Here is a 12,415-nt window from a genome sequence, read left to right as displayed (position 1 = left end):
GGCGTGGGAATGGAAATGCGTAATATTAGTCAATAATCTCAAGTACTCGCTTGCCGGATGAATCCGATTTTCTTTTTTTCGCAACCATAGAGTCGATGGCTAACCAAAAATTTACCAAAAATAATTTTGCTCAGCGTTTTTTTTGTGGTAAATTAAACCAAAATTTATCTGAAATCCTCAGGAGGCTGTTTTATGAAGAAACAATTCGCTTTCCATGTTTGTTCGACATTGTTGTTCGCCGCTTTATTCGCGTTTGCTGGTTCGGCGCTTCTTTTCTTGGCTCCGGCTTCGGCAGCTCCAACGGGAACTCCTTATAAGATTTCCGTACCTCTCGGTTTGCCCAACATTACGATCCCCGATGACAACCCCATGACGGTGGAAAAAATCGAATTGGGCAAGATGCTTTATTTCGACAAACGCCTCAGCAAGGACAATACCGTCGCTTGCGCTTCTTGCCATATTCCCAAACACGGATATGCGGAGCCGCGCGCTACATCCAAAGGAATCAAGGATCAAATCGGCGGACGCAACGCCAACGCCGTCGTCAACGCGGCCTACGCCTCATCTATGTTTTGGGACGGGCGGATGAATACTCTTGAAGAACAAGCGGGCGGTCCTGTCGAGAATCCTATCGAGATGGGGCATGATATGACCGTTGTCGCCAAAGACCTCAACGCCATTCCCGAATACAAAAAACGTTTTGAGGCCGTATTCGGCCAGCCTGCCAGCCGCGAGACGATCACGAAAGCCATCGCCGCATTCGAACGCACGATTCTCTCCGGCAACTCGCCTTACGACAAGTATAAAAAAGGCGATGCCAACGCCATCAGCGCAGAAGCCAAGGCGGGCGAAGCGATTTTTCTGGGAAAAGGCTTATGCGCAACCTGCCATCAGCCGCAGGTATTCTCTACGTGGGGATTCTATAACGCAGGAGTCGGTTCCGATAAGGAAAAGATGGACATCGGACGAATGGAAGTTACGAAAGCCGAGTCCGACAAAGGCGCATTTCGCGTTCCGCATCTGCGCAGCATCGCCGATACCGCTCCTTATTTTCATGACGGCAGCGTAGAGAAATTGGAAGACGCCGTGCGATTCATGGCGGAGGGCGGCAAGGAGAATTCCAACCTGAATCCGTTGTTCCGGGCGCTGAAAGCGCAAAAAATTACCGACGAAGAGATTGGCCAACTCACGGCGTTTCTGAAGTCCCTTTCCGGCGAATATCCGGTGGTGGAAGAGCCGAAACTGCCGTGAGGCGGTTTTGATTGACAATGTTTTTCTTTTATTGAATTAAGGATAAGGGACGCGATATTTCGCACCCCTTTTTGTTCCTTTATAATTTATTCATCAAAATCGTTGGAGAAAATCCCATGCGCGATACTTTATTATTTTTCGTTCAAATCGGCGTAGTTCTTTTCGCCCTTTCCGGAGCATTGGCCTTAGTGGGCGGCATCCGGAAGAAGGCGGTTTTATCGCAGGTTGGCCTTTTACTTATATCGATTATCGGACCGGCCACCCTGATCCTCTGCTGGCGGACGCAGGTTCTCTTCCGCGCCGAAGACGGAGTGTTTTGGGCGCGCCTTATGGCGGGCGACGCTTCCTTGCCCTGGTCGATCGGCAGTATGGCGCTGATTACGGCCAGCGGCCTGGCGGTGGGGGCTTTGGCGTTGGGAGAGCGTTCCGCCACCATCTATGCGGGCGCGTTTTTTCTCGCGTCGAGTTGGACGATCGCCTATCTGCATCCAACGCCGCATTACGTTCCCATGCCGCCCTGGGCGGACAAGCTGGTTTGGTTCGCTTTGCTAGTTGGCGGAGCGGTTGTCAGCATTATTGTCTACAAAACTTGGCGGGAGAAATTGAAAATCTTTCATGGTCCATTATTAATCGCCGCCAGCGTCTTTTCTTTCGCTTCCGTTTCGCTCTTAGCGGCGCATGACCGGGCCGACGATCCCATCGATCTGTCTCAAATGGGCAACACCGAGAGGATCGCAGCGATGGGGTGTCTTTCCTGTCACCGAATGGGTGAGGAAGGGCCGCTAGAGCCGGGAGGCGCGCTTGATTCCGTCGCTAGCCGCCGCGAAGACGCCGTGTTGGCCTTTTTGCTTGCTCCAACCGCCGAGGAAGCCGTGAAATTGGGAATCCGGCAAAAGCCTACGGGGGATATGGCGGGCGTAAAACTCACTCCCGATCAAGCGGGAAAATTGATGGAAGCTTTGAAGGCATTATTCAAAATTCAGCCTCCGTCCATGTTGGGGCCAGGCCATGAAGCTGTCGAAGCCATTCTGGCGGACGAGAAGCATACCTGCTTGGCTTGCCATTCCGTGAAAGGACTGGGCGCCGCCCAAGGCATCGGCGGCCCCTTGGAAAACGCGGCGAAAAGGAGCGAAGAAGTATTGATCCAATGGTTGATGCAGCCGACGGCGGAAAATGCGGCAAAATTGAAAATCCGCGAACAGCCGATGGGGGCTATGGCTTCCTTTGCGTTGACGGAAGAAGAGACGAAAATAGTCGCCGCCTGGCTGATAACGCTGCAGTAGGGAAAGGTGGGCTACGCTTCGCTTTGAGCCCACCCTACATAGCTGCAACCTTGAGATTAACGAAAGAGGCACGCTTTACAAATAACTAAAAAGCCCGTTCCGAAGGAGCGGGCTTTTTGACGAAACAATGAATATTTCTTCTATTTTACGACATGCCGCTGGTTAAGCCTTCCAGGAAGCCTTTGAGGCGTTGCGCCCGCAGGGGATGGCGAAGTTTACGGATGGCTTTGGTTTCGATCTGGCGGACGCGTTCGCGGGTGATGCCGAAGCGGTTGCCGACTTCTTCCAATTTGCGCGGCTGGCCGTCGTCCAGGCCGTAGCGCAGGCGCAGCACTGCTTCTTCGCGTTCCGAAAGCGTCTCCAAGGCCTGTTCGATTTCCGTTTCCAGCGAATTGAGGCTGGCGGTATCGACGGGCGAATCGACCGATTGATCTTCGATGAAATCGCCGAGGAAACTGTCTTCGCTGTCGTTGATCGGCGTCTCCAGAGAGACGGCGCGCTGAACGACCCGCGCCAGCTTCATGTATTTCTTCACGGGGATATCCACACGCTTGGAAATTTCTTCCGGCGTGGGATCGCGTCCCAATTCCTGCTGCAACTCCTCGGAGGCTTTCGTGATGCGGTGCCATGTGCCTTGCAGGCCGACGGGAATCCGGATGTCGTGAGCCTGGCTGGCGCAGGCGCGGGAGATAGCCTGGCGAATCCACCAGGTGGCGTAGGTGCTGAATTTGAATCCCAGCAGATGGTCGAATTTCTCCGCCGCCCGCATCAGGCCGATGTTGCCTTCTTGGATCAAATCCAAAAGATGGACGCCGCGATGGCGGAATCCCTTGGCTACGGAAACGACAAGCCTCAAGTTGGCGCGCACCAAGTCCATTTTGGCCAGTTGGGCTTCCTTTTCGCCGCGTTTGATGATTTTCACGGCGCGGTAAAGGCGATGGGGTTCATCTTCGGCGTCGAAAACGTGCTGGATGATTTCCGTCGAATCTTTCAATCGCTGAATATCTTTCAATACGTCATCTTTTTTATTATGGCTGGAGCGGCAAAGCGAGAGTACTTTTTTATCTTGAATGCGCGAAGCGGAAGCTAATCTATCTCCTTCTTTAGGCGTCAATTTATACGCCTCTTCGATCTTTTTCCGTTCCTCAATGGCGCGAGCCATGCGAGCCGCCCGGCGTTTTAAATCGTCGGCCGCTTCCTGAACGGTTTCGGGCGCGAAACCCGCTCCATAGAGTTCGTCTCCCGCTTTATGGAAGTATTCTTTCGCTTTTTCCGCGTCCTTTTCCTGCGCCATGATCGCTTTTCGCGACCGCTCGATAATTTTTCTCATTATTTTGCGCAGTCTTGCTAAAAATTGTTTTACGTCTTTCTCCGATTTGACTTCCGGCGCCGTATTCATAATTACGTCCAAGCGGCGCCTACCCAATTCAACTCCGTTCACGATGTCAAGAAGCAATAGCAAGGCGGGAAGGCTGCGGACGACGCCAAGGCAGATTTTTTTCCTTCCCTCCTGCATTCGCTGGGATATCTCTTGTTCGCTCTCTTTCGTGAGAAGAGGAATGCTGCCAATTTCGCGCAAATAGAGGCGAAGACTATTATGAGCGGAGCGGCGCGACATCCGGGCGGATTTATCGTCCAATAATCCGCCAGTAATATTCACTAATTCGAGATGGCGAGTCTCCGGCGGAAAAAAGGACGAATCGTCCTCTTCTTCCTCTAAATCAAGGCTGATGTTCAAGGATTTGTCTTCGAGGATGTCATCGTCCTTATACAGGCTTGTTGAGGCAAGCGTGTATGTCATAGTCTATCACATGCTCCTTCAACCGGATTGCATTATCCACTGTATCGCATTCAGAAATACTTCACAACGTAGAAGTAAAAAAAAGCCTTGTTTATTTATCTCATGCGATGGGCAGAACTGGCATCCGAATCTTAAAACCGCTTTTTTAGCGGCTGCCCTTCAATCTTTCGAAATAATTCCTTTTGTTATAGCGTTGAAAGAAATCCTTATCCATATTCCGTTTTATATCCCTACATAAAATCGTAGTTAACCAAAAACGTTTCACAACCCCGAATGACTACGGAAAGATGTCTGATGGATTGTCCTTTGTTCCTCTCGTCTGGAGAATTATCAATCACGCGATACCCTTATCTTCAATAGAATGAAGATGCGAGGGGGTAGAATCCGTACAGGAATCGAAGAAAAAATCGCCGCGACGACGCCCAAAAGATTTTTCGTACGCGAAATAGAAGGATTGGTTTTTCCATTTCTTCGATTTTTATTCGAGAAACTCTTATTGACTGAATTGCCGGATCGAGTCCTATAGGAAACGCTGGATATTATGTTAAAAAACAAACATTCTCTAAATAATTCCTAAAAATAATGAGGTTTCGATCTATTAAAAAAACTCTCGCTCACTCCTAAATTTATGCGATTCATTTGGGAAAGCCGATGCCGGTTTACCGAAACCCATCCTATTTCCCTTCTATATTCATTAATGGAAGCAGCGCCGTAAATCGAGATAAAAATAGGAGTTATAGATTTGTCCGGTCTGTTTCGCTTAATAACCGCGATTTATAAATTATACTTATGGCAATGTCAATGGGTAACCCCTTTTTGAAAAATATTTTTTTATTTATCTTGCGAAATGTCTATTAAAATAGGGGATATAAAGGCTTGAAAATACGTCTCCAAGTCGGCGATAGACATGGAAATGACGGTATTCTATACCATAAATAGAATATTTCGACTTATATTTCATGAAAGAAAATAACGTCGAATGTTTTGACTTTTGCGTGTTATGATGGGTATAATGTTCAAAAGTATGAGCCTCTTGCAAAACTCCATAATACCTCCCCCAGGCGTGGGGGAGGTATTAGGAGGGGATTTTCTTAAGCCTAATAAAATCCCCCCCTCTAACTCCCCCCAAACTAAGGGGGAGAATTAAAGCGTAGACTTTATCCTTTTTGCAAGAGCCTCGCATGGGAAAGAAATACTCTATGGCTTGGTTCCTGCGGATTTTTAGCTGCATTTTTTTCAAGATGTTTTTCTTCTTTACGCTTCTTCTCGCCGCCGCTCCTATCTATGGCGATCGGAACGAGTTGCAGCCGAACGAGAAAACGTCGCGCCCAACCTTTCTCATGGTGTTATGGCCCGAACGCGGGGGATTGATCCGTTCCGTTACGGGAGACATAAGCGTCGAAGACGATTTGCGAAACGCTTGGCATGACGGCCATCTTCCTACTTATACGGGAATGGCCATTCAGTTTTACGCCCCGCAATCCGATTCGCTGAAAAGTTATTTGCAAGCCGTTGAAAAAGCGTCTCCCGAGTGCATCGAAGGAGACGGATGGTTTATCGAGCGCGAAATCAACGGATACCAGAATGGTTTTGCCGCCAATCGAAAATATTATCCGCTTTTAAGCGTTCATCCCGGCGAAGAAGAAAAATTTTCCCCAGAGATATTATTCCGTTCGCCTCTAGCGCATTGGCAAGGCCTCTTGGGCGTCGTTCATCCATCTTATGATATTGGAGGGGGGCTGCAATTGGAGTACTGGAAGCAAAAAACGGGAAAAGATGCGGATTGGGTGGCGTTATATTCGACGGAGGAAACGTTGCGGCAATTATTCATCGGCAGCATCAAAGCCGCCGCTGTCTCGGGTAAATCTTTGGATGATTTTCTGCAAAAAAGCGGACGTGAAGATTTGGCGGGGCGCATCGACCGGACGATTCTCGATCGGGAAGGATCGCCGCCAGCCATATATTTGCGCCGGGATTTGTTCGATAATCCCTTTTTCCGCACTGTAATAGCGGAAACATGGCTGCGCGGCCACTTTCCCAAATGGTTTCATTCTTTAGCTGCCGCTTGGCCGAACCATCTCGCCGAAATGGATCGCGGAGCGGCGAACTAGGATAACGGAATTTTCCTAAAAACAGGGATAAGTGAGCAGTGACAAGTGATTAGTAGAAGAAATTCAGGGAGTTATGAAATTTATTCCGCTTGCCTTTTTGGAGATAAGGATACCATAACGCAATATTATTAAAAACAAGGATTAATATTCACAATCCCATAGCAAACTGCCGTTTTTAGGATTATTGCACTTCCTTAGCAGGCCGACATAGAACTTGTTCGAATTCGCCTATCGAAAATGGAATATCGTATATGGAAAAAAATTCATTCAACGAACAGAATATTTACGATTTCATCAAGCCTTTTTGGGAAACGGCGATCGAACCTTTTATTCTTATTGATGGAATGGGCGTCATTCAGGACGTGAATCCTCCCGCCTCGAGATATCCCGATTTGGCGCCTTTAACATCTCTCGTAGAAAAAATATCCGAAAAAAAAGCGCTGATTCATGCCCTCGATGAGTCGTACACGGAAAGCGAATTGAGGATAGTCGAACCTCTCACTCTATCGATCAATCCCAAGGAAACCATACAGATCGCGTTACGCCTCTTTCCATTGACGCAAAAGCCGAAACTATTTTTGGCTGGAATCGAGAAAAAGCATGGCGAGCTGGATTTATTGCAGGAAACTGTTCGTTTACATGACCAAAGAGTCGAGCAATTAAGCCAAAAACTATACGAAGTCAGCCAAGAATTGCTGCATACGACGCTGCAACTCGCCGAACAGAAAAATAAACTGAACGGCATCATTACCAGTATGAATGAAGGATTGCTGGCTTGCGACGAAAAAGGAAGCATCATTCATTTCAATCAAAGCGCAAAAGACCTTTTGTCATTGCCTGACGATATTCGCCAGGGATCGCTGGCGGAATTATGTCCCGCTTTGGCGGAAGCGGTGGGATTCGATCCCCAATCCCCTCGCCCGCTGATCCAAAAATCGATCGATTTTCCATTTAAAAAACTGGAGTTGCGCATTAGTACTTCAACCATATTCGATGAGGGAAAGCATATCGCCGGTTATGTCATGATTTTTGAAGACCGGACGAAACAAGCAGAAGTAGACAGGTTGAAAGCCGATTTGATTTCCATTGTTTCCCATGAACTGCGCTCCCCGCTTACTTCAATCAAGGGGTATATCGATTTGATGATTTCGGGCGATTTGGGCGAGATTCCCAATGGCATGACGAACTATCTTGACATCATTTCCTCCAACGCCAACCGCCTGGCCGCTTTGATCGACGATATGCTGGACCTGGCCCGGATCGAATCGGGGAAATTGTCCATGAGTTTCGGGAAAGTGGATGTACGGTATTTGTGCGACTATGTCTTTTTAACGATGAAGCCGCAGGCCGAGAAAAAGCATATCCGTTTCACGATGGACCTGAAAACGGTATTGTCGGTTTCAGGCGACGTCGACCGGCTGCAACAGGCTTTGACCAATTTGGTCTCCAACGCGATCAAATACACGGCGGAAGGAGGAGAGGTAAGCATCCAGGCGGAAGCGCGCGATCAACGGTTGTTGATCTCCGTCAGGGATACTGGCGTAGGCATCGCCGCCGAGGACCAGAAGAAACTCTTTCAGCGTTTTTTCCGCGTGAAGAACAAAGCCACGAGAAACATCGGCGGCACCGGCCTGGGATTATGCATAGCCAAGTCTATTATAGAAGCCCAGGAAGGAACCATATACGTCGAATCCGCCGAAGGGCAGGGTTCTTGTTTTACGATCGATATGCCGGTCTATCATCCCTGATCTTCGATAAAAATTCTGTTCTATTGCGATTTTTGGGAAGCAGACGGCGAAGAGGACTATGCCATCCCTTTCCAACCAACTTTCCCAAAAGGGAGAGGCGTCAACCCATCTTCTCACCCATCTTCTCATTTCCTTGATATTTACCCCCAAATCGGATAAAATTCTCTTTCTATTAATCTCTATTGGCCCCAGGTTTAAAATGAACTACCGCGATACCCTCAATTTGCCAGCCACAGAATTCCCTATGCGGGCGAATCTCGCTCAGCGCGAACCGGAGATATTGAAATTATGGGACGAGATGAAACTCTACCATAAGATCCGCGAGGCGAGAAAAGACAAGCCGCTTTTCGTGATTCATGACGGTCCGCCGTTTGCAAACGGCGATATTCATCTTGGCACGGCGCTCAATAAAATCCTGAAGGATATGGTCATCAAATCGAAACTCCTCTTGGGATGGAATATTCATTACCGTCCAGGATGGGATTGTCATGGGCTGCCTATTGAAATGAATATTACTCAGGAGATGACCAAGGGGAAAAAAGAGGAGATAGAACCGATCGAATTGCGGAAGCGCTGCGCGAAATACGCCTTGAAATTCGTCGATAAGCAGCGGCAAAGTTTCAAACGTCTCGGCGTTCTGGGCGAATGGGAAAGGCCTTATCTTACCCTCAAACCTCAGTACGAGGCGGAAGAGTTGCGCCAATTCGCCCAATTCGTGCGCCGGGGCTGCGTTTATCAGGGTTTGAAGCCCGTCTACTGGTGCAGTTATCTGCAAACAGCCTTGGCGGAAGCGGAAGTGGAATATGAAGAACATACCTCGCCCGCGATTTACGTCCGGTTTCCCCTTACGCCGGAATCCTCCGCCCGCTTGCGCAACGGCGCGGGCAAGACAAACGATAAGCCCATCAACGGCGTGATCTGGACGACGACTCCTTGGACTTTGCCCGCCAATCGAGCCGTATGCTTTCATCCCAATTTCATCTACGCCTTGCTTCCTTTGGAAAACGAATACGTTCTCATCGCCAAAGACCTTGTTTCCCGTTTTCTGCAAGAGACAGGCTTAACCGGCGAGGGCGAACCGATCGGATCTTTCACAGGCAAGGAACTGGAGCAATTGCGCATCCAATTGCAGCCTCCATTCTCTTCCCAGGCCGTGCCGCTGATCTGCGGAAGCCATGTGACGCTGGAGCAAGGAACGGGCGCCGTTCATACGGCGCCGGGACACGGGCACGAGGATTACCTGGTTGGATTGGAATACAACTTAGAGGTTTTTTCTCCCGTAGATCACGAAGGCCGTTTTACGGAGAAGTCGCCCGTTTGCCGGGGATTGCGAGTAGAAGAAGCCAACCAACCAATTCTGGAAAAGCTTAAAGAAGCGGGACTTTTGGTTCATCATAAAAAACTGGTGCATTCCTACCCTCATTGCTGGCGCAGCAAAAAACCCATTATTTTCCGCGCTACCCGCCAATGGTTCATTTCCCTAGAAAAGGACAACCTGCGCCAGCGTTTGCTGGAAACCATCGACAAGGTGAATTGGATACCCAGCTGGGGACGCCAACGCATACGCGGCATGGTGGAAAATCGGCAGGAATGGTGCATCTCCCGCCAACGGTCCTGGGGCGTTCCGATACCAGCGGTTTATTTCGGCGAAGATGAAGAAGCGATTCTGGATGCGGAACTCATCGAGGAAGCGGCGGAGATCGTCGCCAAGGAAGGGACGGATTTTTGGTTCCGCGCCATTGCCCATCCAGAAGAATTGCAGCGCCTTTCCCGGCTGAAGGAATTGATCCCCGAAGGAAAAACGTTGGCGGACGTCAGGCTGGAAAAAGACATTCTGGACGTTTGGTTCGATTCCGGCTCCAGCCACCACGCCGTCATGGCCAACGAAGAGAATTATTTTCCCGTGGATATGTATCTGGAGGGAAGCGATCAGCATCGGGGGTGGTTCCAATCGTCTCTGGTGATATCGCTCGGCGCCGGGCATGAAGCTCCCTACAAGACCGTCTTAACTCACGGTTTCACCGTCGACGAGAAGGGACGAAAATTGTCGAAAAGTTTGGGCAATTACGTGAGTATGGACGATCTCGTCAAACAAGCGGGGGCGGACGTCATCCGTCTGTGGATCGCGGCGGAAGATTTTAGGGGCGATATGACGTTTTCCGACGAGATCTTCAAGCGGATTATGGAATCCTACCGACGCATCCGCAACACGGCCCGTTTTCTTCTCAGCAATTTGAACGGCTATTCCCCCAGCCAATGCGTTCCCGAATCCGAACGTCTCAGCCTGGACCGTTGGATTCTCAACCGTTGGCGGGAATGCAAAAAGCGCATCTCCGATTCTTACGAGCGCTACGATTTTCACCGGATATTTTACGATCTGAACAATTTTTGCAGCGTCGATCTCAGCGCCGTTTATCTCGACGTCATCAAAGACCGGCTCTACGTTTCCGGCAAAGAGAATAAAGCGCGCAGAGCGGCGCAATCCACTCTGGCGGAAATCGCCGTAGAACTTACCGCCTGCGCCGCTCCCATTCTGACTTTCACCAGCGAAGAAATTTGGAGCCATTTGCGGAAAATGGGATTGGCGGAAGAGGAAAGCGTTTATCTTTACGAGCTGAACGCAAAAATTCCCGAAGCCGACCCCCAATTCATGATGGAATGGGACAAACGCTTCATGCTTCGCGCCGAAGCGATTAAAACCATAGAGCAAGCCCGCAAAGAAGGCGTTATCGGCCATTCATTGGATTGCCGAGTACTTTTGGATGTTAGCAATAAAGATTGGCGGAGAATCATCGAAAACGCCATCGACGAACCGCTGGGAGACGATTTGGCCAGCGTGTGCATTGTCTCCCAGATCGTCCTTGAGCCGTTATCAGACCGCAATGGCGTCTACGAAAGCGCCGTCATTCCCGGCTTGAAAATCGCCGTCGTCAAAGCGGCGGGCGAAAAGTGCCCTCGTTGCTGGCGGTATGACGAACAGATCGGCGGCGAAGGCCAGGATATTTGTCCCCGTTGCCGGGAAATGCTTGTGGAAGATCGTTTTATTACGGCGTAAGAAAAACAAAGGGCAGTTGGATTTAGGTTGCATTTTATCCATCTCTATTATGGAATCGAATGAGAGACATGAATTCTCGCGAATTGAAACGTTTCGAAAAAATTCTTTTGCAAGAACGCGAACGGGTTCTCAAAGAAATTGGCGTTTTGTCCCAGGATAGCGGAAACGGAGGAAGAAATTCTTCTTCCAGTTATGGCATCCACATGGCGGAAGTGGGCAACGACGAGGAGGAATTGGAGAAGAAACATGTCTTCCTCACGCAGGAAGGCGATATTTTATCATCGATCGACGAAGCATTGAAGAAATTGAAAAACGGCGCATTTGGCGTTTGCGAACGATGCGAAGAGCCGATCGCGAAGGAACGGCTGTTAGCGAGGCCCTACGCTAAATATTGTCTCCCATGCAAACAACGAGAGGAACGGAAGAGATAATTCGCCAGTAAGAACGATTCCATTTCTTCCAGTTCTCATGTTATAGCCTTTCTCCGCTTTTCCTGCTATGATCATGCGAAAAAGGCGCGTTCGGCTTTAACGCGAAATTCGCTTGATAGCGCCATTCTCGAAAGAAAGAAGAGCGCGTTTCCGTTTCACGCTCGGAAAACCAGTATCCATGTCATCGATTTCTACGCTTCCTAGATCGCCTCGCAACGCCTTAAAATGGATAGCATCGATCGCGTTCGCCGTTTTAATATTGGATTGGTTGACGAAAATCTGGGCCGTCTGGCGTTTGAAGCCATTCCATTCCATTGAAATCGTTCCGGGATATCTTCGTTTGGCCTATGGAGAGAATCCCGGCATCGCCTTCGGGCTTTTCCGGGATCATGGCGGCATCCTTCACTTCATCACTCCCATCGCTTTTATTATTCTTTTGATCATCATTTACAAGCAATTCGCCGAGACGGAGATGGACGGCTGGTATATGACGATTTTCGGCCTCTTGATCGGCGGCGCCCTGGGCAATATTTTGAACCGTTTGTATTGCGGTTACGTCGTGGATTTCATCGATTTTTACAACCTTTGGGGGTATCATTGGCCGACGTTCAATGTCGCCGATTCGGCGTTGTCTATCGGCGAAGCGATTCTTGTCGGAAAATTGATCTTCTGGGAAAAGCGGCAGGAAGCGGAAAAACCGGATTCCGTCTCCCAGGAATCGTAAACGGAACACGA

The 12,415-nt window shown here is 49.3% G+C and carries 8 protein-coding genes; 7 read left to right on the top strand and 1 reads right to left on the bottom strand.

The features are described 5' to 3' along the window. Positions 1-192 precede the first annotated feature (192 nt). Positions 193-1,251, top strand: a complete 1,059-nt coding sequence (locus AB1656_20610; protein MEW6237796.1) for a cytochrome c peroxidase — start codon at positions 193-195, stop codon at positions 1,249-1,251. Between the two features lie 116 nt (positions 1,252-1,367). Next, positions 1,368-2,534 carry a c-type cytochrome gene (locus AB1656_20605; GenBank protein ID MEW6237795.1) on the top strand — a complete coding sequence of 389 codons (1,167 nt, stop codon included), beginning with the start codon at positions 1,368-1,370 and terminating at the stop codon, positions 2,532-2,534. A 145-nt stretch (positions 2,535-2,679) separates the two neighbouring features. Here the strand turns inward: AB1656_20605 and AB1656_20600 are convergent, their stop codons facing one another. Further along, positions 2,680-4,335, bottom strand: a complete 1,656-nt coding sequence (locus AB1656_20600; GenBank protein MEW6237794.1) for a sigma-70 family RNA polymerase sigma factor — start codon at positions 4,333-4,335, stop codon at positions 2,680-2,682. Between the two features lie 1,199 nt (positions 4,336-5,534). Here AB1656_20600 and AB1656_20595 point away from each other — a divergent pair. The 5 genes from AB1656_20595 to lspA all read left to right on the top strand — a co-directional run bounded on the left by AB1656_20595 (position 5,535) and on the right by lspA (position 12,404). After that, positions 5,535-6,446: a hypothetical protein gene (locus AB1656_20595; protein ID MEW6237793.1), complete on the top strand. Its 912-nt coding sequence runs from the start codon at positions 5,535-5,537 to the stop codon at positions 6,444-6,446. A gap of 251 nt (positions 6,447-6,697) precedes the next feature. After that, positions 6,698-8,194 (top strand): ATP-binding protein, encoded by a 1,497-nt coding sequence (locus AB1656_20590; protein ID MEW6237792.1) that lies wholly within the window; start codon positions 6,698-6,700, stop codon positions 8,192-8,194. A 223-nt stretch (positions 8,195-8,417) separates the two neighbouring features. Continuing rightward, entirely contained in the window at positions 8,418-11,249 is a 2,832-nt protein-coding gene (gene ileS, locus AB1656_20585; protein ID MEW6237791.1) for an isoleucine--tRNA ligase, read from the top strand. A gap of 68 nt (positions 11,250-11,317) precedes the next feature. Beyond that, the gene (locus tag AB1656_20580) at positions 11,318-11,680 is read left to right on the top strand and encodes a TraR/DksA C4-type zinc finger protein (protein ID MEW6237790.1); all 363 of its coding nucleotides are present in this window, start codon (positions 11,318-11,320) and stop codon (positions 11,678-11,680) included. Positions 11,681-11,858: 178 nt separating this feature from the next. Then, entirely contained in the window at positions 11,859-12,404 is a 546-nt protein-coding gene (lspA, locus tag AB1656_20575; protein MEW6237789.1) for a signal peptidase II, read from the top strand. Positions 12,405-12,415: the final 11 nt, after the last annotated feature.

The sequence above is a fragment of the Candidatus Omnitrophota bacterium genome (genome assembly GCA_040755155.1).
Taxonomy (GTDB): Bacteria; Hinthialibacterota; Hinthialibacteria; order Hinthialibacterales; family Hinthialibacteraceae; genus JBFMBP01.
The sequence above is the reverse complement of the archived record's forward strand: the minus strand, read 5'-3'. Positions and strand labels throughout refer to the sequence as shown.